General features: G+C 71.5%; 20 protein-coding genes. 9 read left to right on the plus strand and 11 right to left on the minus strand.

Features of this window, described 5'->3' with window-relative positions; all coding sequences use genetic code 11:
- The first annotated feature begins 7 nt into the window (after nt 1-7).
- The 3 genes from dapE to ACFPJ4_RS02050 all read left to right on the plus strand — a co-directional run bounded on the left by dapE (nt 8) and on the right by ACFPJ4_RS02050 (nt 2596).
- Nucleotides 8-1084 carry a succinyl-diaminopimelate desuccinylase gene (gene dapE / locus ACFPJ4_RS02040; RefSeq protein WP_386738621.1) on the plus strand — a complete coding sequence of 359 codons (1077 nt, stop codon included), beginning with the start codon at nt 8-10 and terminating at the stop codon, nt 1082-1084.
- Between the two features lie 95 nt (nt 1085-1179).
- Nucleotides 1180-2334 carry a hypothetical protein gene (locus ACFPJ4_RS02045; RefSeq protein WP_386738622.1) on the plus strand — a complete coding sequence of 385 codons (1155 nt, stop codon included), beginning with the start codon at nt 1180-1182 and terminating at the stop codon, nt 2332-2334.
- Between the two features lie 88 nt (nt 2335-2422).
- Nucleotides 2423-2596: a DUF3117 domain-containing protein gene (locus tag ACFPJ4_RS02050; RefSeq protein WP_386738623.1), complete on the plus strand. Its 174-nt coding sequence runs from the start codon at nt 2423-2425 to the stop codon at nt 2594-2596.
- A 69-nt stretch (nt 2597-2665) separates the two neighbouring features.
- Here ACFPJ4_RS02050 and ACFPJ4_RS02055 read toward each other — a convergent pair whose 3' ends face one another.
- Nucleotides 2666-3298: an O-methyltransferase gene (locus ACFPJ4_RS02055; protein ID WP_386738624.1), complete on the minus strand. Its 633-nt coding sequence runs from the start codon at nt 3296-3298 to the stop codon at nt 2666-2668.
- Between the two features lie 40 nt (nt 3299-3338).
- Here ACFPJ4_RS02055 and ACFPJ4_RS02060 point away from each other — a divergent pair, with 40 nt between their 5' ends.
- The gene (locus ACFPJ4_RS02060) at nt 3339-3773 is read left to right on the plus strand and encodes a twin-arginine translocase TatA/TatE family subunit (protein WP_386738625.1); all 435 of its coding nucleotides are present in this window, start codon (nt 3339-3341) and stop codon (nt 3771-3773) included.
- 12 nt (nt 3774-3785) lie between these two features.
- Here the strand turns inward: ACFPJ4_RS02060 and ACFPJ4_RS02065 are convergent, their stop codons facing one another.
- The 5 genes from ACFPJ4_RS02065 to ACFPJ4_RS02085 form a co-directional block, all read right to left on the minus strand.
- Nucleotides 3786-4700 (minus strand): LysR family transcriptional regulator, encoded by a 915-nt coding sequence (locus ACFPJ4_RS02065; RefSeq protein WP_386738626.1) that lies wholly within the window; start codon nt 4698-4700, stop codon nt 3786-3788.
- A gap of 214 nt (nt 4701-4914) precedes the next feature.
- The gene (locus tag ACFPJ4_RS02070; protein ID WP_386738627.1) at nt 4915-5289 is read right to left on the minus strand and encodes a hypothetical protein; all 375 of its coding nucleotides are present in this window, start codon (nt 5287-5289) and stop codon (nt 4915-4917) included.
- Nucleotides 5290-5320: 31 nt separating this feature from the next.
- Nucleotides 5321-6409, minus strand: a complete 1089-nt coding sequence (locus ACFPJ4_RS02075) for an Mrp/NBP35 family ATP-binding protein (RefSeq protein WP_386738628.1) — start codon at nt 6407-6409, stop codon at nt 5321-5323.
- Nucleotides 6406-6942 (minus strand): DUF1003 domain-containing protein, encoded by a 537-nt coding sequence (locus ACFPJ4_RS02080; protein ID WP_386738629.1) that lies wholly within the window; start codon nt 6940-6942, stop codon nt 6406-6408. Before ACFPJ4_RS02080 ends, ACFPJ4_RS02075 begins: the two co-directional genes overlap by 4 nt.
- Nucleotides 6926-8236: a magnesium transporter MgtE N-terminal domain-containing protein gene (locus ACFPJ4_RS02085; RefSeq protein WP_386738630.1), complete on the minus strand. Its 1311-nt coding sequence runs from the start codon at nt 8234-8236 to the stop codon at nt 6926-6928. Before ACFPJ4_RS02085 ends, ACFPJ4_RS02080 begins: the two co-directional genes overlap by 17 nt.
- 61 nt (nt 8237-8297) lie before the next feature.
- Here ACFPJ4_RS02085 and ACFPJ4_RS02090 point away from each other — a divergent pair, with 61 nt between their 5' ends.
- Entirely contained in the window at nt 8298-8786 is a 489-nt protein-coding gene (locus tag ACFPJ4_RS02090; RefSeq protein WP_386738631.1) for a YflT domain-containing protein, read from the plus strand.
- Between the two features lie 30 nt (nt 8787-8816).
- Here the strand turns inward: ACFPJ4_RS02090 and ACFPJ4_RS02095 are convergent, their stop codons facing one another.
- Nucleotides 8817-10328 (minus strand): aminopeptidase P family protein, encoded by a 1512-nt coding sequence (locus ACFPJ4_RS02095; RefSeq protein WP_386738632.1) that lies wholly within the window; start codon nt 10326-10328, stop codon nt 8817-8819.
- Between the two features lie 34 nt (nt 10329-10362).
- Nucleotides 10363-11382, minus strand: coding sequence for an endonuclease/exonuclease/phosphatase family protein (locus tag ACFPJ4_RS02100; RefSeq protein WP_386738633.1), 1020 nt, complete (start codon nt 11380-11382; stop codon nt 10363-10365).
- A 59-nt stretch (nt 11383-11441) separates the two neighbouring features.
- On the opposite strand from ACFPJ4_RS02100, the gene ACFPJ4_RS02105 reads away from it, so the two are divergent.
- A complete protein-coding gene (locus ACFPJ4_RS02105; RefSeq protein WP_386738634.1) occupies nt 11442-12296 on the plus strand; it encodes a PHP domain-containing protein in 855 nt (284 codons plus the stop codon).
- Between the two features lie 15 nt (nt 12297-12311).
- Here ACFPJ4_RS02105 and ACFPJ4_RS02110 read toward each other — a convergent pair whose 3' ends face one another.
- Entirely contained in the window at nt 12312-13757 is a 1446-nt protein-coding gene (locus tag ACFPJ4_RS02110) for a DEAD/DEAH box helicase (protein ID WP_386738635.1), read from the minus strand.
- Between the two features lie 80 nt (nt 13758-13837).
- Here ACFPJ4_RS02110 and ACFPJ4_RS02115 point away from each other — a divergent pair, with 80 nt between their 5' ends.
- Nucleotides 13838-14551, plus strand: coding sequence for a ferritin-like fold-containing protein (locus tag ACFPJ4_RS02115; protein WP_386738636.1), 714 nt, complete (start codon nt 13838-13840; stop codon nt 14549-14551).
- A gap of 35 nt (nt 14552-14586) precedes the next feature.
- On the opposite strand, the gene ACFPJ4_RS02120 is transcribed toward ACFPJ4_RS02115, so the two are convergent.
- Nucleotides 14587-14883 (minus strand): hypothetical protein, encoded by a 297-nt coding sequence (locus ACFPJ4_RS02120; RefSeq protein WP_386738637.1) that lies wholly within the window; start codon nt 14881-14883, stop codon nt 14587-14589.
- A 26-nt stretch (nt 14884-14909) separates the two neighbouring features.
- Nucleotides 14910-15134 (minus strand): DUF3107 domain-containing protein, encoded by a 225-nt coding sequence (locus ACFPJ4_RS02125; RefSeq protein ID WP_386738638.1) that lies wholly within the window; start codon nt 15132-15134, stop codon nt 14910-14912.
- A gap of 92 nt (nt 15135-15226) precedes the next feature.
- Between ACFPJ4_RS02125 and ACFPJ4_RS02130 the strand changes: the two genes are divergently transcribed.
- Together ACFPJ4_RS02130 and ACFPJ4_RS02135 are read left to right on the plus strand one after the other, a co-directional pair.
- Nucleotides 15227-18427, plus strand: a complete 3201-nt coding sequence (locus ACFPJ4_RS02130) for an ATP-dependent helicase (protein WP_386738639.1) — start codon at nt 15227-15229, stop codon at nt 18425-18427.
- The gene (locus tag ACFPJ4_RS02135) at nt 18420-21641 is read left to right on the plus strand and encodes an ATP-dependent helicase (protein ID WP_386738640.1); all 3222 of its coding nucleotides are present in this window, start codon (nt 18420-18422) and stop codon (nt 21639-21641) included. Before ACFPJ4_RS02130 ends, ACFPJ4_RS02135 begins: the two co-directional genes overlap by 8 nt.
- The last annotated feature ends 51 nt before the right edge of the window (nt 21642-21692 follow it).

Below are 21692 nucleotides of genomic sequence, written 5' to 3' on the forward strand. Positions count from 1 at the left end.
TTGCATGGTGGCCGCTCCGGAACCGACCCTCCCCCTCGAGCTGGGCAGCCTGGAGCTGACCCGGCGTCTCGTCGACATCGAGTCGGTCTCGGGCGGCGAGACCGCGATCGCGGATGCCGTCGAGGCCGCGCTTCGCCCTCTCGCCCATCTCGAGGTGATCCGCGACGGCGATGCGGTCGTCGCCCGAACCCGCCTCGCTCGCGAACGACGCGTCGTGATCGCGGGGCACCTCGACACGGTGCCGGTCAACGGCAACCTGCCGTCACGCCTCGAGGGCGACACGCTCTGGGGGCGCGGCACCGTCGACATGAAGGGCGGATGCGCCGTCATGCTTGCGCTCGCGGCGTCGATCACCGAGCCCGTCGTCGACGTCACGTGGGTGTTCTACGACCACGAGGAGGTCGAGTCCAGCCTCAACGGGCTCGGTCGCCTCGCCCGCAACCGACCGGAGCTGCTCGCGGCCGACTTCGCGATCCTCGGTGAGCCGTCGAACGGCGAGGTCGAGGGCGGATGCAACGGCACGCTCCGCGCCGACATCACGGCGCGCGGCCGGCGCGCCCACTCGGCACGGGCCTGGATGGGCGAGAACGCGATCCACGCGCTCGCGCCCGTGCTGACCAGGCTCGCCGCCCATCAGCCCGAGTCGATCGAGGTCGACGGGCTCGTCTATCGCGAGGGCCTCAACGCGGTCGGCATCTCGGGCGGGGTGGCCGGCAACGTCATCCCCGACGAGGCCGTCGTGCACATCAACTACCGCTTCGCCCCGAGCCGGGATGCCGCCGAGGCCGAGGCGGTGGTGCGCGGTCTCTTCCCCGACTTCCAGGTCGACATCGTCGATCTGGCCGAGGGGGCCCGCCCCGGCCTCGACGCCCCGCTGGCCCGGGCCTTCGTGGCGGCGGTCGGTGGCGAGGCCCGCCCCAAGTACGGGTGGACCGACGTCGCACGCTTCTCGGCGCTCGGCATCCCCGCGGTCAACTACGGCCCCGGCGACCCGTCGCTCGCGCACGCCGACGACGAGCGGGTGCCGGTGGAGCAGATCGAGCGCTGCGAGCGGGGCCTGCGGGCGTGGCTGACCGCCTCGTGAGCGACCCGACGTCCGAGACGGACGTCGGCGCTGGCGTCGCAGCGAAGGCCAGACCCGGCCTTCGCTCACAGCTCCGGTGCGCGTGGTGGGTCCAGGTGATCGTCGTGTTCGCGCTCTCGCGGGTCGTCACGACGGTGATCATGCTGGCGTTCGCCGGCATCCAGGACCGCACCTATTGGACGGGACCGAAGCCCGACTACTTCTCGTTCGCGGCGATCTGGGACTCCGACTGGTACCGGATCGTCTCGATCGTCGGCTACCCGTCGCAGCTGCCGCTGACCTCCGACGGCCATGTCGCTCAGAACGCCTGGGCATTCCTGCCCGGGTATCCGGCCGTCGTGCGGGTGTTCCTGTTCTTCGGCATCCCGTTCCAGTACGCCAGCGTGATCGTGTCCGTGGCGTTCGCCCTCGGCGCAGCCCTGCTGCTGCACCGCCTGCTCTCGCGGGTGCTGCCGAGCGAGACCGCCATGTTCGCGGTGGTGCTGTTCTGCGTCGCCCCGCTGTCGCCGATCCTCCAGGTCGGCTACGCGGAGTCGATGCAGCTGTTCTTCCTCATGCTCGCCCTGCTGTTCCTGCAGGATCGGCGCTACTACCTGCTGATCCCGGTCGTGGGGATCGCGGCCCTCACCCGACCGAGCGGCCTCGCCTTCGCGGCGATGCTGCTGCTGCACGCGATCCATCGCTTCGTGACCCGGCACCGGGATCCCTTCCCGCGGGCGGAGCGGGTCGGCGTGATCGTCGCGGGCCTGTCGAGCGGGCTGTTCGGGGTGCTCTGGCCGATCGTTGCCTGGATCGGCACCGGATCGCCCGCCGCGTACACCGATACCGAACTGGCGTGGCGGGTCGGCTACATCGGTTATACCGAGCTCGTGCCATTCGGAGCCTGGTTCCAAGGAGCGGATTGGTGGCTGCGCTGGATCCAGGTTCCCGGCGCGACGATCCTCGCACCCGTGTTGGTGGTGCTGTTCGTGGGCCTGTTCGTCATCCTGCTGTTCTCGCCACCGGTGCGGCGGCTGGGGGTCGACATCCGGTTCTGGCTGGCCGGGTACGGCATCTACCTGTTCGCCGTCTTCTTCCCGCAGTCCAGCACCTTCCGTCTGCTCATGCCGTTCGCGCCCGCACTCGGAGCCATCGCGATCCCCCGCTCGGTGACGTACCGCATCACGCTGGTGCTGCTGGGCATCGCGGGCCAGGTGGGATGGATGGCGATCTGCTGGTGGGTCAACGGCCTGGACTGGACCCCGCCGTGACCAGTGGGGCGCCGTGGACAGGGCGTGGTCTCTGCAGTCCCGAACAATGCGGGATAATGGTCGAGTATCCATCGAAAGGGGACACCACATGGCAGCCATGAAGCCGAGGACCGGTGACGGACCGATGGAGGCTGTTAAAGAAGGTCGCCTGATCATCGTGCGGGTTCCGCTCGAGGGTGGCGGTCGCCTCGTCGTGTCGGTCAACGACGCCGAGGCCAAGGAGCTGCACGACGCGCTGGCCGGAGTCGTCTCCGCCGCCTAGGGGCGTCCAGCGGCGGTCCGTGATCGCCCTCGGGCGATCAGTCGGCGGTCCGTGATCGCCTTGGGGCGATCAGTCGGCGGTCTTGACGAGCTGCAGCAAGCCGTCGCCCGCCACGCTCAGCGCCGCGACCACCGCAGACGAGTCCTGGATCGCCTTCAGCAGCGTGCGGAAGTCCTCCGCGGTGTGGTCCCGCCGAGCCGGATCCGCAACGCGTCCGCGCCAGAGCGCGTGCGCGACCAGCACGAGCCCGCCCCGGCGCGCGATCCGCAGGGCGTGTTCGACGTAGTCGAGCACGGATCCCTCGTCCGCATCGACGACCACGAGGTCGTATGCCCCGTCGTTCATGCGTGGCAGCACTTCCGACGCGCGTCCTGTGATCAGCCGGATGCGGTTGGCGGGCACCCCCGCCGACGCGAAGGCGGTGCGAGCGGTCTGCTGGTGGTCGAGTTCGATGTCGATCGAGGTGAGCACGGCATCCGGGGCGCCGGTGAGCAGCCAGAGCCCGCTGACGCCCGCGCCCGTTCCGATCTCGAGGATCGAGTGGGCCGAGCTGGCCGCCGCGAGAACGGCGAGTTGCGCGCCGGTGGCGGGGGAGACCGGGTCGATCCCGAGCTCCAGCGAGTGCTGCCGGGCGGTCGCGATCGCCGGGGCCTCGACCACGAAGTCTTCGGCGTACTTCCAGCTCAGTTCCTTGTCGGCCACCGCCCCACTCTAGTTCCGGGCGGGGAGATATCCTGAGCGGGTGTCCTTCGGGTTGACCTTCGACAAGCTGATCATCATCGGGGTGATCGCTGTCTTCCTGATCGGTCCGGATCGACTGCCCGGCTATGCCGCCCAGCTCGCCAAGGTGGTCAGGTCGCTGCGCTCGATGGCCGACGGTGCGAAAGACCGGATGCGCGAAGAGATGGGCCCCGAGTTCGACGAGGTCGACTGGAAGAAGCTCGACCCGCGGCAGTACGACCCGCGGCGCATCATCCGGGAGGCCCTGCTCGAGGATCCCGTTCCCACCCCGCCAGCGGCGGCCACCGCGGTCGGCGAGGCGGTTGACGCCGAGGATGCCGAGAAGCCCCCGTCGGAGCCCGCCGCGGCGCCGCGCTACGTCGAGACGGCCTATGAGATCCGTCAGCGCCGGCTCGGCAAGGGGCGCCCGGCGCCCTACGACGCCGAAGCCACCTGACGGTCGCCCCTGTCAGCCCGGGTGCGCGGCGACGAACTGCTGGGCCTCCGCCCGTAATTCCTCCACCACGAGGCGCACGGACGGTCGCACGGCACGCTCCGGCCGCATGATGGCCCAGATGACCCGCTCCGAGCGCACGCCCGTCAGAGGGCGTGTGACGAGCCCGTTCTCGCGGTCGCGCGTGGTGAAGCGGGGCAGGATCGAGATGCCGTGCCCGGCGGCCACGACCGCCTCGACGATGCTGTTGTCGACGAAGCGCTGCACGACCTCCGCCTCGCGTCCCGTGATGGCTTCGATGCGGCTCAGGATGCGGTCGTAGGGGAAGCCGGCGGGAACGCCGATCCAGCGTTCGCCGATGACGTCCGCGGGCGACAGCTCGGTTCGCGCGGAGAGCGAATGCCCCTCCGGCAGCACGATGTCGAGCGGCTCGCGCATCAGCTCGACGGTGACGAGGTGACGCTCGCGCCAGCTGGGCAGCACTCCGGGGGCGTCGGCCACGACCACGTCGTGATCGGGGGTGAGATCGGCGAAGTCGGGCACCAGCGGGTCCTGGTCGGTGCACACCACGCGGAGCCCGGTGATGCCGCTCATGCGGGTGAGGAATCCCGGCAGCAGCATCTCGCCTCCGGTGGGGAAGAAGGTCAGGCTGACCTCGCCGCGGGGTTGCTCGAGGAACTCCGACCACGCGGCCTCCGCGCGTTCCAGGGCGATCGCGACGTCCTTCGCCGTCTCGGCCAGGGCATGCCCCGCCGTGGTCAGGGCGAGCCCACGTCCGACCCGTTCCGTGAGGGGGACGCCCGCCTCGCGCTCGAGCGTCTTGAGCTGCTGCGAGACGGCGGAGGGGGTCAGATGCAGGGCGTGGGCGACCGCGGTGACACTGCCGCGCTCGGAGAGCTCGCGCAAGAGCTCGAGTCGGCGGACATCCATGTCCACAGGGTAGCTTGTTGAAGCAGAACTACAACGACATTGCAGAATCATTCGATTGTGCTACATGATTGAGTCCGCTCTAATGGGGACATGATCTTCTTGCTCATTCTCGTCGCCGCGGCTGTCGCGGCCATCGCCGGAACCGGCGTCGTCGCGGCTCGCGACGGCTACCACCGCGTTCCCACCCGTCGCGCCTGAGCGCAGCAGTACGGGCTCACCGACCCGCGTAGATCCGATCAGGATCACGCGGGTCGATCCATATCGGGATCTCCCGTCCCGGTCGCCAGCGCCGGGCGGTCGCGGGGCCGAAGAGGTGTTCGTACACGATCTTGCGGCCCGCCCCGGAGCCGTCCGGGTCGTCGGGATCCATCACGATCAGTTCGACCACGATGATCTGCGCACCGTTGAAGCGGCGATCGCTGGTCTCACGGCTGACCACGATCGCGCTCGCCTCGCGCCCGGTCTCGACCAGCGCGATGGCCTCCTCGACCCGCGCCAGGTACTCGCGCTTCTCGGCCGGCGTGCCGGCGCCCTCGAGGCTCGCCCGCGGCGCCAAGGCGGCTCGGCCCGATGCCTCACGACCCTGCATGGCTCCGACGATACCTCGCGAATCGGTGCGTTCAGCGGACATCGAGGGGCAGGCTCCGGCCGGCGAGGCCGCGGGCGCGCGACCCCAGCGTCGCGGCGAGCGACTCGATCGCGCGCGCGGCCGGGTCCGCGGCATCCGTCAGCACGATCGGCGTGCCGACGTCGCCTCCCGCGCGCAGTGCGACGCTGAGCGGGATGCGCGCGAGCACGGGCACCCCGAGCCGCCCCGCCAGCTCGTCGCCGCCGCCGCTGCCGAACAGCTCGAGCACCGACCCATCGGGCTGGGGCAGCCCGGTCATGTTCTCGATCACGCCGATGACCGTCTGCCCGGTCTGCCGGGCCACGAGTCCGCTGCGCTCGGCCACCTCGGCGGCAGCCGGCTGCGGTGTCGTCACGACGAGCACCTCGGCCTGGGGCAGCAGCTGCCCGAGCGAGATCGCGATGTCGCCCGTTCCCGGAGGAAGGTCGACGAGCAGCACGTCGAGGTCGCCGAACCAGACATCGGTGAGGAACTGCTGGATGGTGCGATGCAGCAGCGGCCCGCGCCACGAGACGGCCGCCTGCCCGTCGACGAACATCCCGATCGAGATCACCTTCACGCCGTGCGCGATCGGCGGCAGGATCATCTCGCCGACCTGGGTGGGCTTGGCCCCCGCGATGCCCAGGATGCCCGGAATCGAGAAACCGAAGACATCCGCATCGACAAGCCCCACCTTGAGGCCGCGGGCGGCGAGCGCCACCGCGAGATTCGCCGTGACGGTCGACTTGCCGACGCCCCCCTTGCCGCTCGAGATGGCGTAGACCCGGGTGAGCGAGTCGGGGCCGAACTGCTGCGTGCGCGATCCCCGCAGACGTGTCGTCAGGGCCTCGCGTTCGGAGACCGTCATCACCCCCACGTCGAGATCGACGCGGACGACGCCCTCGACCGCGGATGCGGCCGCGCGTACCTCGCGCTCGATCGTCGCGGCGGCGGGGCATCCGACGATCGTCAGCTTGAGCTCGATCGTCGCGACCCCGTCGGAGACGGTCGCCGAGCGCACCATGTCGAGTTCGGTGATGGGGCGTCGGATCTCGGGGTCCTGCACCCGGGCCAGTGCTGCGAGCAGCGCTGCCGTGCTCACCCCTCGCTCGCCCGCTTCGGCGGCTTCTCGCCGCCCTTCGGCACCCCGTCGAACTCCTCGAGCAGGGCGCGCAGCTCGGCTCGGATGAAGTCCTTGGTCGCCACGTCCTTCATCGCCAGCCGCAGCGCTACGACCTCGCGTGCCAGGTACTCCGTGTCGGCGAGGTTGCGCTCCGCGCGCTGGCGGTCCTGCTCGATCTGCACGCGGTCGCGGTCGTCCTGCCGGTTCTGCGCGAGCAGGATCAGCGGGGCGGCGTAGGAGGCCTGCAGCGACAGGATCAGGGTGAGCAGGGTGAAGTTCTGCCCGCGCGGGTCGAACTGCCACCGCTCCGGGGCGAGCGAGTTGTAGACCAGCCAGACGATGACGATCACCGTGAGCGCGAACAGGAACCAGGTCGTGCCCATGGCGCGCGCGAACGCCTCCGAGAACCGGCCGAAACGATCGCCGCTGCTGAAGCTGGGCACGAAGGTGGTGCGGAGCCCCTTCGGGCTGTCGAGGTGGGACTCGCGACGGGTGCTATTTGCGCGTGCCATGCGATGTCCTCCTCCTGGTGGGGATGGCTGCGGTCGAGGTGCTTACGGGGTGGGGTTCGTCGCCGGAGGAACTTCGCCAGTCGTCGGGCAGCAGATAGTCGAGGACATCGTCAATGGTCACCACCCCGACGAGTCGGTGGTTCTCGTCCACGACGGGCAACGAGACCAGGTTGTAGCTGGCCAGGATGCGCGACACCACGGCCGCGCTGGTGTGCGCCGTCACGGGCTCGAGACTCGGGTCGAGCAGCGTGCCGAGCCGCTCGTTGGGCGGGTAGCGCAGCATCCGCTGGAAGTGCACGACGCCGAGGAAGCGGCCGGTCGGCGGCTCGTACGGCGGCAGGGTGACGCAGACCGCGGCGCCGAGCGCGGGCGCCAGTTCGTGTCGCCGGATGAGGGCGAGCCCCTCGGCCACGGTCGCGTCGGCCGAGACGATGATCGGCTCGGTCGTCATGAGGCCGCCGGCCGTGTCGGGTGCGTAGGAGAGCAGGAAGCGCACGTCGTCGGCCTCCTCGGGCTCCATCAGCTCGAGCAGGGCCTCGCCGCGCTCGGTCGAGAGCTGGGCGATGAGGTCGGCCGCGTCATCCGGTTGCATCTGGTCGAGGACGTCGGCGGCGTGGTCGTCGTCGAGCTGGTTGATGATGTCGACCTGGTCTTCTTCGCTCATCTCCTCGAGCGCGTCGGCGAGGCGGCCGTCGGGCAGCTCCTCGGCGACCTCGAGCCGCCGCTCCTCGGGCAGGTCGAGCAGCGTGCTGGCGAGGTCGGCGGGCAGCAGGTCGGAATAGGTGGCGATGAGCTGCTCGGCCGACTGCGCCTCGCCTCCGGTGTTCTTCTCGCGGATCTGGTCCCAGGCGGCGAAGACCGTCGGGCCCTTGCCGAAGGGCGAGGCTCCTGCGCGCGGGCGACGCAGGAAGAGATCCGAGACGCCCCACTCGCCGGGGCCGGTCTCTTCGATCGCGACGTCCTCGATCGTGGCGTCGCCCGATCCGTCCCTGAGCGCGACCTTGCGGCCGAGCAACTCGGCGATGACCCGCACCTCGCCACCGCGCTGCTCGAAGCGGCGCAGGTTGATCAGGCCGGTCGTGATGATCTGACCGGCGCCGATGCTGGTGACCCGGCCGATCGAGACGAACACCCGGCGCTTGCCCGGGATCTCGACGATGAGGCCGACCACGGTGGGGGAGCCGGTGCTGCGATAGACGACGAGCACGTCGCGCACCTTGCCGACCTTGTCGCCCGCGGGGTCGAAAACGGAGCACCCGGCCAATCGGGCGACGAAGACTCTCGTGGCGCTCACAGGGAAACCCTACCCGCGTGCGACCTGCCGAGCCGCAGGCCCGAAGGCTAGGATGACGCGCGTGAGCTCATCGAACCCCACCCCTCGCCCGGACCTGCAGCGTGTTCCGAAGGGGGATGTGCTCGGCACCTACGACACCTACCTCGAGGCGCAGGCCATCGTCGACCATCTCGCGAAGGCCGACTTCCCCGTTGCGCAGGTCTCGATCGTGGGAAACGACCTCAAATCTGTCGAGCGGGTGACGCGCAAGCTCACCTGGAGCCGCGCCGCCCTCGAGGGCGCCCTCAGCGGCGCCTGGTTCGGGTTGTTCCTCGGACTGCTCTTCAGCTTCATCACGCCGGCGCTGAACACCGGGTTGTTCGTCGCCGCGATCCTGATCGGCGCCGCCTTCGGGCTGTTCTTCCGCCTGGTGACCTACGCGGTCGCCCGGCGCAGCCGCGACTTCGACTCGACGAAGCAGGTGCTCGCGTCGAACTACCAGATCCTGGTCGACCCCTCGCTCACCTCGCGCGCGCAGCAGATCATCGCGACGCCGCCCGCCGCCCCCTGACCCGCGCCGAGCGCCGTCCGCAGACCCGGGTCATGCGCCGGCGAGCCAGGCCTCGACCTCGTCCGCCGTTCGCGGGATGCCGATCGACAGGTTCTCGGCCCCGGTCGCGGTCACCAGGATGTTGTCCTCGATGCGCACGCCGATGCCGCGGTACTCCTCCGGCACGGTCAGATCGTCGGGCTGGAAGTAGAGGCCGGGTTCGATCGTGAACACCATGCCCGGCTCGAGGATGCCCTCCAGGTAGAGCTCGCGCCGCGCCTGGGCGCAGTCGTGCACGTCGAGCCCGAGGTGGTGCGAGGTTCCGTGCACCATGTAGCGGCGGTGGTACTGGGCCTCGGGGTCGAGCGACTCCGCCGCACCGACGGGCAGGAAGCCCCACTCCGCGGTCTTCGCCGCGATGACCTTCATGGCCTCGGCGTGGATCTCGCGGAACCGGATGCCGGGGCGCACGATCGCGAATGCCGCATCGGCCGCCTCCCGCACCGCCTCGTAGACGCGGCGCTGCACTTCGCTGTAGGCGCCGTTGATCGGCAGAGTGCGGGTGATGTCGGCCGTGTAGAGGCTGTCGAGCTCGATGCCGGCATCGAGCAGGATCAGGTCGCCCGGGACGACGGGACCGTCGTTGCGGGTCCAGTGCAGGATGCAGGCGTGCGGCCCGCTCGCCGCGATGGTGTCGTAGCCGACCTGGTTGCCCTCGGCGCGCGCCCGGCGGTTGAAGGTCCCCTCGACGAGGCGCTCGCCGCGCGGGTGGGCGATGATCGCCGGGCGGTCGGCGACGACGTCGTCGAAGCCCTGCTTGGTCGCGGCGACCGCGGCGCGCAGCTGCGCGATCTCCCACTCGTCCTTGACGAGGCGCAATTCGCTGAGGTCGCGCAGCAGCACGGCATCGGGATCCGTGTCGATGCTCTCGGCGGCGTCGGCCGGCAGCTCGGCGTTGAGCAGCCGTCGTCCGTCGACCTGGTCGGTGAGCTCGCGATCCGCGTCGCGCACGATGCGGGTCGTGGCGTCGGTGGCCTCGAGTACGTCCTCCAGCGCATCGAGCGGCTTCGTCGGCAGGTCGAGGTCGGCGGCGACGTGCGCGAGGGAGGGGCGTGGGCCGGTCCAGAACTCGCCGATCGCCGCGTTGGCGTAGAACTCGTCGGAGTCGCGTCCCGCCGTGGGCCGGAAGTAGAGGGTCGCCTCGTGTCCGGTCCCGGTCGGCTCGAGTACGAGCACGCTCTCGGGCACGGCATCCGCGCCCCACCCGGTCAGGTGCGCGAAGGCCGAGTGCGCGCGGTACGGGTAGTCGGTGTCGTTGGACCGCACACGGGCGGGTCCCGCCGGGACGATCAGACGCTCGCCGGGATGCATCGCCGAGATCCGCTGGCGGCGTGCGGCTGCGAACGCGGCGGCTTGCCGGGGCGCCGGGGTCGGCTCGACCCGGTCGGCCCACTGCGTCGCGATGTACTCCCGGAACGCGTTCGACACCGGGGTGGTGGAACGGTTCGCATTCGGGTTGGGGCTCGGCGCGGCGGAGGTGGAGGAATCGGCCATGGCATCCATCCTCGCACCCGTGGCAACGCGGCGCGCCGCCCGGTCAGGCGCCGGGACGCAGCTGTGCGACCACGGGGCGATGGTCGCTGCCCGCGCCGTCCTCCGAGCCGACGACCCGGAATCCGACGAAGGTCCAGCCCTCGCTCGCCATGACGTGGTCGATCGCGGCGCCCAGTTGTTCGGGCAGGGAGGTCGGCCAGCTCGCGGCCGCGGCCGAGCGCATCGCCCGTGCGCCGTCGTGGCAGGCGCCGAGGTCTCCAGGGCCGGTCGCGGTCGTCACCGACAGGCCCGCGTAGTGGTCGAGCGTCGAGTTGAAATCGCCCGCCATGATCGTGTCGCCCCCACAGCGTTGCGAGAGCCAGTCGAGCCCCTGCCGCCAGTTGCCCATCTCGCCGGGAACCGGGGAGACCGGATGCGCGGCCACGATCGTCGGCCCGCTGCCGTCGACCGGCACGGCGACGACGCTCGGAAGGGTCGGCGTCGAGCCGTGCGAGTCGTCGCGGCGGTACTCGCCGAGCTTCGTGCTGATCAGCAGCGACGTCGTGCGCGACTTCGAGACGTGGTCGTAGCTCAGCGAGAGCAGTTGCATGGGCGATCCCGCGGACCGCATCAGCCCGCCGACGGCGTCGGCCGTCGCGGCGCTGGTCTCGGGCAGGGCGACGACGTCGGCATGCTGGGCCAGAGCGAGCTTCGCGATCGCCGCGGCTCCCGGCGCATCGCCCAGGGTGTTCCAGCTGAGCACCGTGAGGTCGCCCGGGGCCGTGGTCTGGAATCCCGCCGGAGTGGATCCGCGGGTCGCGAGCACGGCGACGTTGACTCCGGCGAATGCCAGCAGCAGCAGGGCGACGGTCCCGGTCAGGCGGCGGGCACGGCGCGACACCAGTGCGATGAGCAGGAGGGCGACCACGCCGACCCCGGCGACGGCCGCGGCGAGCCCGCGCAGGGCGACCAGCTGCGCGACCCCGGCCTGCCGCTCGAGCCCGAACGGCTGCGGCCATGCCGCGACCAGCAGCGCGGCCGCCACGATCAGCACGGTCGCGGCGGCGAGAAGTCGGCGGGCCATCCCGGGAGCCTAACCGCGGCGGCCGGTCATCTGCCCGGGACCCGGCCTACGATGAGGGGATGTCCGGCCCCATCGACCTGCACGCGCACAGCAGCGTCTCCGACGGCACCGAGACGCCCGCTCAGCTGATCGGGGCGGCGGTGCTCGCGGGTCTGGACGTCATCGCGATCACCGACCACGACTCGACGGCCGGCTGGGTCGAGGCGTTCGACGCCGCCCGGGGAACCGGCATCACGGTGCTGCCCGGGCTCGAGCTCAGCACCCAGCTCCAGTACGCGAGCGTTCACGTGCTCGGCTACCTGGTCGATCCCGGCAACCCGGCCCTCGTGGCCGCGACGGCCGAGATCCGCGAGGAGCGATTGCAGCGCGCCGAGAAGATGGTCGCGCGGATCACGCGCGACTATCCGCGTCTGGGCTGGGAGGACGTGCTCGCCCAGACCACTCCGGGGGCGACGGTCGGGCGCCCGCACATCGCCGATGCGCTCGTGGCGCGCGGGTACGTGACGGATCGCAGTGCGGCCTTCCAGAGCATCCTGCACTGGCGGGGCGGCTACTACCAGCCACACAAGGCCCCCGAGCCGGTCGTCGGCGTGCGCCTCATCGCCGAAGCCGGCGGCGTGCCGGTGATCGCGCATCCGGGCGCCCGCGGCCCCGAGGGGTTGCTCAACGACTCCCGGATGCGCGAGCTGGTCGACGCCGGTCTGTTCGGCCTCGAGGTGCATCACCGCGACAACCGCGAGGGCAGCGCCGAGGCGTGGACGAAGACCGCTGAGAAGTTCGGCCTGGTCGCGACGGGCTCGAGCGACTACCACGGCGAGGGCAAGCCGAACCGGCTCGCCGAGAACACCACGAGCCGGGCGGTCTACGAGCGGATCGTCGCGGCCGGCACCGGCGCCGTGCCCTTCCGCGGCTGACCGCCAGCCGGCGGACTAGGCGACGGGAGGCGTCGGGGTGCTGCCGCCACCGGTACGCCGGCGCGTGCGTCGGCGTCGGGTCGGCGCAGTTCCGTCGTGGGCCCCGCCACCGGCTTCGAGGTGGGCGGGCTTGCCCTCCGTGCGCTGCTGACCGCCCGAGCTGCCGGAACCGCCGCGATTGCGCTGGCGCGGGGGCCGCGATCCACCGTCGGCGGAGCCGCCGTTCGATCCGCCCGTCGAGCCGGCCGTACGGGCGCGCGGTTCGTGCACGATGGTCGAGGCCCGCAGCCGTCCCTTGACATCGGTCGGGATGTCGAGGTCGGTGAACAGGTGCGGCGACGAAGAGTACGTCTCGACCGGCTCCTGCGGCCCGAACTTCAGCCCGCGGTGGATGAGACCCCACTTGTGCAGGTCGTCCCAGTCGACGAAGGTCACGGCGATGCCGGTCTTACCGGCGCGGCCGGTGCGTCCCGCGCGGTGCAGGTAGGCATCCGGGTCGTCGGGCACCGTGTGGTTGATCACGTGCGTGACGTCATTGACGTCGATGCCGCGAGCCGCGACATCCGTGGCGATCAGGATGTCCTTCTTGCCGGCCTTGAACGCCGCCATGGCGCGCTCGCGCTGCTCCTGGTTCAGGTCGCCGTGCACGGCGGCCGCGTTGAAGCCGCGGTCGTTGAGCTCTTCGACGAGCTTCGCGGCGGCGCGCTTGGTGCGCGTGAAGATCACGGTCTTGCCGCGGCCCTCGGCCTGCAGGATGCGGGCGATGACCTCGTCCTTGTCGAGCGAGTGGGCCCGGTAGATGACGTGCTTGATGTTCGCCTGGGTGAGGCCCTCATCCGGATCGGTCGCCCGGATGTGGATCGGCTTGTTCATGAAGCGGCGCGCGAGGGCCACGACGGGCCCGGGCATCGTCGCGGAGAAGAGCATGGTGTGACGCGTGGGATCGGTCTGCGCGAACAGCTTCTCGACGTCGGGCAGGAAGCCCAGGTCGAGCATCTTGTCGGCCTCGTCGAGCACCATGACCTTGACGTTCTTCAGGCTCAGCAGATGCTGGCCGGCCAGGTCGAGCAGGCGGCCGGGCGTGCCGACGACGATCTGCGCGCCGGCCTTGAGCTGCTCCACCTGACCCTCGTAGGCCTTGCCGCCGTAGATGGCGACGATCTTGGTCTCGCGGTTGGCCGCCGCGATCTCGAGGTCTTCCGCCACCTGCACGCACAGCTCGCGGGTCGGCACGACGACGAGCGCCTGCACGCCGGGCTCCGGGTGGAGGCCGAGGGCCTGGATGAGGGGGAGGCCGAAGCCGAAGGTCTTACCCGTTCCGGTCTTCGCCTGGCCGATGATGTCTTGCCCGTCGAGGGCGAGCGGGATGGTCTGGCTCTGGATCGGGAAGGGTTCGATGATGCCCTTCGAGGCGAGCGCGTCGACCATGTCCTGGTCGATATTGAGGTCGGTGAAAGTCACAAATTACCTGTCTGAAGTCGTTAAACGTCCAGTCTACCGGGCCCGGCGGGCCGGGGCTGGGCAGCGGATAGGGTTGAGGCGTGCTGAGCCTGTTCCGTCGTCGGCGCCCACGGGCGGTTGCGCCGCAGCTGACCCCGCGATCGGACGCGATCGCCGTCGCCCGGGTGGAGCTCGCAGAACTGACCCCGCCGACCCCGGTCTACCTCGGTCGGCTGGGCTACCTCACCCTCGTGCTGTTCGAGAACCTGAGCCGCGCCGTGCTGCTGGCGCCGACCACCTCGGCCAAGACGGCGCTCAGCGCCGCGGTCGCCGAGGTGCTCGAGGCGCACGAGGGGGTCGTCACCGAGATGCGCGGGGCGGGCATCGACCCGGTCGCCGCGATGGAGCCGTTCCGCGCCGAACTCGACGACTTCCGCCGTCGCATCCAGGGCGCCGACTGGCCGGAGAGTCTCGTGACCTGTTACCTGACGGGCGGATTCCTCACCGACTTCTTCACCGGCCTCGCGGCGGGGCTGCCCAGCGGTTTGTCGTCGCGGGTCTCGCTGCTGCTCGACATCGACAAGGGTCAGGCCGTCCTGGTCGCACAACTGCGCACCGCGATCGAGGGCAGTTCGCGCCTCGCCTCGCGTCTCGCGATGTGGGGACGCCGCCTGGTCGGCGACACGATGCTCGTGGCCAGGTCGTCGTTGGCCATCGGCGGTCAGCTGCCGGGTGAGGAGCGCATCGAGCCGGTCTTCACCGAACTCATCTCGGCGCACACCCGCCGCATGGACGTGCTGGGTCTGACCGCGTAGTCCGGACGCGGGCGGGCGATGCGCGCCCCGGCAGGCTAGGCGCGGCCGCCCGAAAGGGTGTGCAGTCGGCGCTGGTCGGACAGCCGACGACCGCGCGCGAGCAGCACCGCCGCCAGGATCGCGGCGAGGCCGCCGATCACGAGCGCGGCCACCCAGATCCAGCCGCCGTCGAACTTCCAGCCCGCCCAGACCAGCGCGGCCCAGACCGCCGCCGTCACCGCCGCATCCACCGCCGGCAGCAGCAACAGCCCGTAGGACTGCCGACCGGGCAGCACGTAGCGCGCTGCGAGGCCGATGAAGGCGCCGATCACCGTGACGAAGAGCAGTTCCACGGGAGAAGCTTAACGACCCGGGTGGATCAGGCGACGAATCCGACGCGACGGGACTCCTCGCCGCCCATCTCGAGGTACGAGAACGAGGCGACCGGGATGATGTAGAGCTTGCCCTTGGTGTCGGTCAGGGTGAGGAACTTCGCGTCGGAGTTGAGCGCGGCCGACACGATCTTCTCGACCTCGGCAGGGGTCTGCGACGACTCGATGTTGAGCTCACGGGGGCTGTTGGCGATACCGATGCGAATGTCCACACCCGAAGATTACGGGATGCCGTGAGCCCGTCGTCGCGGGGTTCACCCACAGCAGAACGGACCCCGTCGGCACCGCCCGCTACGGTGGGCGCATGAGCGGGATCCGGTTCGAGCGCACGCCCCCGGCGGGCTCGCATCCGGTGCAGCTCGATCCCGGGCAGCGCGTCGTCGTCGAGCTGCCCGACGGCGTCTGCGCCGCGGTTCTCGGGGCTCCGGGGTCGGGCAAGACGACGACGATCGTCGAGCTGGTGGCACAACGGATCGCGCCGGTCGGCGAGGGCGGACGCGGCTGGTCGCCCGACGACGTGCTCGTGCTCACCTCCTCGCGGGCGGCCGCGACCCGCCTGCGTGATCGGCTCGCGCTGCGCATCGGGGTGCCGAGCAACGGTCCGCTCGCCCGCACGGTGTCGTCGTTCGCCTTCGAACTCGTCGGCGCGGCCGCCAGGGCGGCCGGGGCCGAGCCGCCGCGCCTGGTGACCGCGGCCGAGCAGGATGCCGACATCGCCGCGATCCTCGACGGTCACCTCGAGAGCGGCACAGGTCCGACGTGGCCCGCCCCCCTCGACCCGGCGGTGCGACGCCTGCGCGGGTTCCGCACGGAGCTGCGCGAGTTGATGGCCCGCGCCACCGAATACGACGTGACGCCCGAGCGCTTGCGCGAACTGGGCGTCTCCACCGGGCGTCCCACCTGGGTGGCGAGCGCGGATTTCATCGCCGAGTACCTCGAGATCGTGGCATCCAGCCGTGCCCGGCAGCTCGATCCGGCCGAGCTGGCCCGCTTCGCGGTCGCGGCGATCCGCGACGGCGGGTCGGGGGCGCAGGCCGACGACCGGGTGTCGCGGCTGCGACTCGTCATCGTCGACGACCTGCAGGAGGCGACCGAGTCGACCCTCGCGATGCTGCGCGCGCTCACCGGTCGCGGCGTCGCGGTGATCGCGTTCGGCGATCCGGATGTCGCGGCCAACGCCTTCCGCGGCGGCGAGCCCGACGCTCTCGGCCGCTTGAGCACGGTGCTCGGTGTCGCGGGGCTCGAGAGGATCGTGCTGCACACCGTGCACCGACAGCCCGGTCCGCTGCGCGCGCTGACGAGCGCGGCGACCGAGCGGATCGGAACCGCCGCGGCGGGAACCCAGCGGCGGGCGGACGCGGCGCGGGCGGCATCCTCGTCTCCGATCCCGCTGGCCCGCATCGAGGCCACGAGCCCTGCGCGGGAGTGGGCGGCGATCGCCCGGCTGCTGCGGGAGGAGCACCTGGGGCGGGAGGTGCCGTGGAGTCAGCTGGCGGTCATCGTGCGCAGCAGCGCGCACGCCCCCGGCATCGCCCGCGCGCTCGCGCTCGCCGAGGTCCCCACGCGCACGGCGGGCGGCGGGGTCGCGCTGCGCGACGAGACCGCGGCACGCAGTCTGCTCTCGCTCGTCGAGGTGGGCCTGGGGCGGGTCGAGCTGAACGCCGAACTCGCGGCCGATCTGCTGCTCTCGCCCTTCGGTGGGCTGGATGCCCTGGCGCTGCGCCGGCTCCGTCTCGCCCTGCGCGCCGAGGAGCTGGCGCACGGCGGGTCGCGCACCAGCTCGGAGCTGCTCGTCGAGGCGCTCGCCGCCCCTGGCCGGTTCGTCACGATCGACAGTCGCCCGGGCCGTCAGGCCGAGCGGCTCGCCGACACGTTGGCCGCGCTGCGCGCGAGCGAGGGGTCGATCGAGGATCTGCTCTGGCTCGCCTGGGACCGCAGCGGGCTGGCCAAGCCGTGGCACGATCAGGCGCTCGGCAGCGGGCCGGTCGCGGCCGAGGCGAACCGCAACCTCGACGCCGTCGTCGCGCTCTTCACGGCGGCCAAGCGCTTCGCCGAACGGCGACCGGATTCTCCCGCGGGGGAGTTCTTGGCCGAGGTGATCGACGCCGAGGTGCCCGAAGACGTGCTGACCCCGCGCCGCAATGACGACGCAGTGCTCGTGACGACGCCGTCCGGAGCGGTCGGCCTCGAGTTCCGCACCGTCGTCGTGGCGGCCCTGCAGGACGGGGTCTGGCCGAACCTGCGCGCGCGCGGATCGCTCCTGCAGCCGCAGAAGCTCCTGCGCGCGCTGGGCCACGATCGCGCCGCCGGCGAGGGCACGATCGACGATCGCAAGCTCGTGCTCGACGACGAGCTGCGCATGTTCGCGCTCGCCGTCTCCCGGGCGAGCGAACGGGTCGTACTGGCGGCGGTGGCCAACGACGACGAGGCGCGCAGTGTGTTCTTCGGGCTGCTGCCGCCCGAGACGCCCCTACTGGACTCGTCGACCCGGCCGCCGCTGTCGCTTCGCGGCTTCACCGGGCGGTTGCGTCGCACCCTCGCCGACCCGCGGTCGAACCGGGCGGATGCGGCGGGTGCGGCATCCTCGCTGGCGGCGTTGGCGAGCCTGGGGTTGCCGGGCGCCGATCCGGCCGACTGGCACGGGCTCGAACCGATCTCGTCGACCGGTGCGCTCTACGAGGGCGAGACCATCCCGGTGTCGCCGTCCCGCATCGAGCGGCTCGAGGATTCGCCGCTCGACTGGTTCCTCGAGACCATCGCGGGCAGCGACTCGGGCGTCGTCGCGGGGGTCGGCACGATCCTGCACTGGGCGATGGAGACCACCGACGACCCCGTGGTCGAGAACCTCTGGAGCGCGGTCGAATCGCGCTGGGGGGAGCTCGTGTTCGAGTCGCCGTGGCTGGCCGAACGTCAGCGCAAGCTGGCCCGGGTCTTCACCGAGGCGCTCGCCGACTACCTCGCCGACTTCCGGCGTGAGGGCAAGATCCTCGTCGCGGCGGAGGGCCGGTTCCGCCTCGAGTACGGCGAGATCGAGGGGGCCGAACCGCGGGACGACGGCACGCCCAAGCCCCGCGTGGTCGTGAGCGGGTCCATCGACCGGGTCGAGCGCGCCGCCGACGGGACCGTCGTCATCGTCGACCTCAAGACCGGGCGGCCGATCACCGCGGCGGCGACGATCGCGGCGCACCCGCAGCTCGGGGCGTACCAGCTCGCCTACGCCGAGGGTAAGTTCGACGAGGCGCTCGGCCCGCACGGCGAGCACGCCCCCGGCGGCGCGAAGCTGCTGTACGTGCGCGAGGGCAAGGACGGCAGGCGCTACCGGGACGGGCATCAGCCACCCCTGGATGCCGAGGGGCTCGAGGCGGTGCGGGAGCGCATCCAGCAGGCCGCGGTGCTCATCGCGGCCGCCGAGTTCGAGGGGCGTCTCGAGCTCGAGGCCTTCGGCGGCTTCGGTACGACGCCGCGGCTGCGGCTGCACCGCGTGAAGGCGGTGTCGAGTGACTGAGCAGGAGCAGCCGGTCGCCGACCACGCCGAGGCGGCGCCCGCGCGGTACTCCGCGGTCGACATCGCGCGCGCCCTCGGCCAGCCCGAGCCGACGCCGCAGCAGCAGGCCGTCATCCAGGCGCCCCTCGCGCCCGCACTCGTCGTGGCGGGTGCGGGCAGCGGCAAGACCGAGACGATGGCCAACCGCGTGCTCTGGCTGCTCGCCAACGGGCATGTGCTGCCCAGCGAGGTGCTCGGGCTGACCTTCACACGCAAGGCCGCGGGCGAGCTGGCCGTGCGCATCCGGGAGCGGATCGAGCAGCTCGCGGCGGCCGGCCTGACCGTCGACGACCACGATCCGTTCCAGGCGCCCGTGGTGGCGACCTACAACTCCTTCGCCAACACGATCTTCCGCGACAACGCGATCCTGGTCGGGCGCGAGGGCGACGGGGCGGTGCTGGGCGAGGCGGGGGCCTGGCAGCTGGCGCGGGCCACGGTCATGCGGTCGAGCGACCCGCGGCTGCCCGGCCTCGATCGCAATCTCGATCCGGTGACCACGGCGGTGCTCGGCCTGAGCCGTGCCCTCGCCGAGAACGTGGCCGACCCCGACGAGGTGCGCGACTTCGCGCGCCGGTTCGCCGCCGTCGGCGAGCTGCCCGCCGGCGGGCGGGGTGCCTACGCCGACGTGGATCGCATGGTCGCCGCGGTCGGCGCGCTCGACGTGCTCGTCGACCTGGTCGGCGAGTACGACGCCGCCAAGCTGGCGCGCAGCGCCGTGGAGTACTCCGATCAGGTCGCGCTCGCCCTGCGGATCGTGCGCGCGCAACCGGTCGTCGCCGAGGAGCTCCGGGCGAGATACCGGGTCGTGCTGCTCGACGAGTACCAGGACACCTCGGTGGTGCAGACCTGGTTGCTCGCCGAGCTGTTCGCCGGGCATCCGGTCATGGCGGTCGGCGACCCGAACCAGTCGATCTACGGATGGCGCGGCGCCTCGGCCTCGAACCTCGAGCAGTTCGCGGCGCAGTTCGGGGCGAGCGGGCCGGTGTTCGCGCTGTCGACCAGCTGGCGCAACGGGCGGCGCATCCTCGACGCCGCCAACCAGCTCGTCCGGCCGCTCTCGGCGGCGTCGCGCGTCCCCGTCGAAGAGCTCGTGCCCTCGCCCGTCGCGAGCGCGTTGCCGATCGAGGTGCTCTTCGCCGAAGACCTCGAGAGCGAGGCGGATGCCGTCGCGGCCTGGTTCGCGGCGCGCGTGGGCAGGCCCAAGCGCGACGGCGAGCTCCCCGGCGCCGCGATGCTGTTCCGCGCCCGCAAGACGCAGCCGGTGTTTCTGCGCAAGCTGCGCGAGCACGGCGTGAAGTACCACGTGCTCGGCATCGGCGGACTGCTCGCCGAGCCCGAGATCGCCGACCTGGTGTCGATGCTCTCGGTGCTGGTCGATCCGGGGGCGGGGCTCGAGCTGGTCCGGGTGCTCGCCGGATCGCGCTGGCGCATCGGGGTGCGCGATCTGCACGCGCTGAACCGGCTGGCATCCTGGTTGCGCGATCGCGACCACGCCCAGCAGGTCTTCGCCGACGACGTGCGCGAGCAACTGCGCTCGAGCCTGACCGAGGGGGAGGGCGGCTCGATCGTCGACGCGCTCGACTTCCTCGCCACGGCCCGCGAGGGGCACACGGCGCTCGCGCACTTCTCGGAGCTCGGGCTGGCCCGGCTGCGCGACGCCGGGCAGGTGATCGCGCGGCTGCGATCGCGGGCATCCCTCTCGCTGCCCGATCTGGTCTCGCTGGTCGAGCAGGAGCTGCGGCTCGACATCGAGGTCGTCGCCAACGAGGATCGCCCGCTCGGCGGCGCGCCGATGGAGGCCCTGTTCGACGCGATCGACGGCTATCTGGCCCTCGACGACGTCTCGACGCGGGTGGGGTCGGAGCTCAACGGATTCCTGGCCTGGCTGCGGGCCGCCGAGGAGCGGGAGGACCTCTCGCCGCGCCCCGAGGACCCGGAGCCCGGCACGGTGCAGATCCTGACGATCCACGGTGCCAAGGGCCTCGAGTGGGACCTGGTCGCCGTGCCGCGACTGGTGGCCGAGGAGCTGCCGTCGCGGCCGATCGAGGGAACGAACGGGTGGCTGGCCTTCGGGCAGCTGCCGTGGCCGTTCCGTGGGGACTCGACCGACCTGCCGGAGTACGACTGGATGTCGGCGACCACCCGCAAGGAGCTCGTCGACGAGCGCGGTCGCTTCAAGGCCGCGGTCGGCCGCCGCGCCGAAGACGAGGAACGCCGGCTCGCCTACGTCGCCGTCACCCGCGCGCGCCACGAGCTGCTGCTGAGCGGCGCGTTCTGGGCGACGCAGAAGGAGTACCGCGAGCCGAGCGTCTTCCTGCGCGAGCTCGCGATGGCGGAGGTCATCCCCGAGCTGCCGGCCGCTCCCGAGAACCTCGAGAATCCGCTCGGCGACGATCAGGAGCGCATCGTCTGGCCTCTCGACCCGCTCGGGCGGCGTCGGGCGGCCGTCGAGGCCGCGGCGGAGGCGGTGCGCGCGGCCGAGCCCGCGATCGCGGGACGGTGGGCCGACGAGCTCGAGCTGCTGCTCACCGAGCGCACACGGCGTCTTGCGGGGGCCGGGGCGGTGCCGTTGCCGACGCGAGTGCCCGCGTCGCGGTTCAAGGACTTCGTGAGCGACCCGGGCTCCGTCGCCTCCTCGCTGTTGCGTCCGATGCCCGAGCGCCCCTTCACGGCGACCCGGCTGGGCACGCTGTTCCACTCCTGGGTCGAGAACCGCTACGGTCTCGGCTCGGGGGCGGATGAGCTCGATGCCGGTGCCATCGAGCTCGACGACGGGGGAGACGGGGTCGACGCCGCGGATCTCGCGCGGCTGCAGGCGATCTTCGAGGCCTCGCCGTGGGCGACGCGACGTCCCGTCGAGGTGGAGCGCGAGATCCACCTGCCGTTCGGCGATCGCATCGTGATCTGCAAGATCGACGCGGTCTACCGGACCGAGGGGGACCGCTTCGAGGTGGTCGACTGGAAGACCGGCAAAGCCCCGAAGGATGCCGACGACCTCGAGCGCAAACAGCTGCAACTCGCGCTCTACCGGCTGGCTTATTCGCGGTGGGCCGGCATCGACCCGGCCCGGATCGACGCCGCCTTCTATTTCGTCGCCGACGACCTCGTCATCCGGCCGGCGCACATCGACAGCGAAGACGAGCTGCTCGCCCGCTGGCGCGCCGCCTTCGCCTGACCCGCGCCGCCCGCCGCCGCCCGCCGCCGCCCGCCTCCCGTCAGTCGTCGA

The sequence above is a fragment of the Lysinimonas soli genome (assembly GCF_042655435.1).
Classification (GTDB): Bacteria; Actinomycetota; Actinomycetes; order Actinomycetales; family Microbacteriaceae; genus Lysinimonas; species Lysinimonas soli.

Bases quoted from the DNA above. Each gene is read 5' to 3' on its own strand.
- ACFPJ4_RS02050 (WP_386738623.1), top strand. From the start codon at position 2,423: ATGGCAGCCATGAAGCCGAGGACCGGTGACGGACCGATGGAGGCTGTT.
- ACFPJ4_RS02065 (WP_386738626.1), bottom strand. From the start codon at position 4,700: ATGGATGTCCGCCGACTCGAGCTCTTGCGCGAGCTCTCCGAGCGCGGC.
- ACFPJ4_RS02070 (WP_386738627.1), bottom strand. From the start codon at position 5,289: ATGCAGGGTCGTGAGGCATCGGGCCGAGCCGCCTTGGCGCCGCGGGCG.
- ACFPJ4_RS02080 (WP_386738629.1), bottom strand. From the start codon at position 6,942: ATGGCACGCGCAAATAGCACCCGTCGCGAGTCCCACCTCGACAGCCCG.
- ACFPJ4_RS02095 (WP_386738632.1), bottom strand. From the start codon at position 10,328: ATGGATGCCATGGCCGATTCCTCCACCTCCGCCGCGCCGAGCCCCAAC.
- ACFPJ4_RS02100 (WP_386738633.1), bottom strand. From the start codon at position 11,382: ATGGCCCGCCGACTTCTCGCCGCCGCGACCGTGCTGATCGTGGCGGCC.
- ACFPJ4_RS02105 (WP_386738634.1), top strand. From the start codon at position 11,442: ATGTCCGGCCCCATCGACCTGCACGCGCACAGCAGCGTCTCCGACGGC.
- ACFPJ4_RS02130 (WP_386738639.1), top strand. From the start codon at position 15,227: ATGAGCGGGATCCGGTTCGAGCGCACGCCCCCGGCGGGCTCGCATCCG.